We start from the raw sequence: 462 nt of genomic DNA, 5'->3' as shown, positions 1-462 counted from the left end.
CGGCTGCTGTGCCGAAGGTCACCGTTGCACCCGAGGCGAAGTTCGTCCCGGTAATGGTCACCGCTGTGCCGCCGCCCGTCGAGCCGTTGTTCGGGCTCACTCCACTCACAGTTGGCGCTGGAACCGAAGCAGCCGAGAAGGTCACCATCTGCATGACCCACGCGCCGGCCGAGGTTAACGCCGCCGTGGCGCTGTTGCTGCCTGCCGTGGTCACCGTCTTGTCTTCCGCGATATCTTCATCCGGCGTGGTGATGATCCGCGATGTAAAGCCGCTGCCCGCTGCGGCTGTCGCTGTCGCCACCAGGTCCGCTCCGAAGATCAGCTCGTTCGCGCTGGTCGTCGTTGCAGCGCCGCTGCTCGCTGTCGCACTGCTTCCACTGGCTCCAGCCGTCACATCGAGCGCCGTCACTCCCCGATACTCCAGGATGCGGATATCCGGATAGGACGCCGCCTGGCTGAAGG

At 65.4% G+C, this 462-nt stretch carries 1 protein-coding gene; it reads right to left on the bottom strand.

Going from position 1 to position 462, the window contains the following annotated elements:
• A partial coding sequence (locus XX99_RS26480) for an IPT/TIG domain-containing protein (RefSeq protein ID WP_197081956.1) occupies window positions 1-462 on the bottom strand: 462 nt, incomplete at both ends.

Origin of the sequence: Silvibacterium bohemicum (assembly GCF_001006305.1) — a bacterium.
In the GTDB taxonomy this organism is placed as follows: Bacteria; Acidobacteriota; Terriglobia; order Terriglobales; family Acidobacteriaceae; genus Silvibacterium; species Silvibacterium bohemicum.
This window is presented reverse-complemented; position numbering and strand designations above follow the sequence as displayed.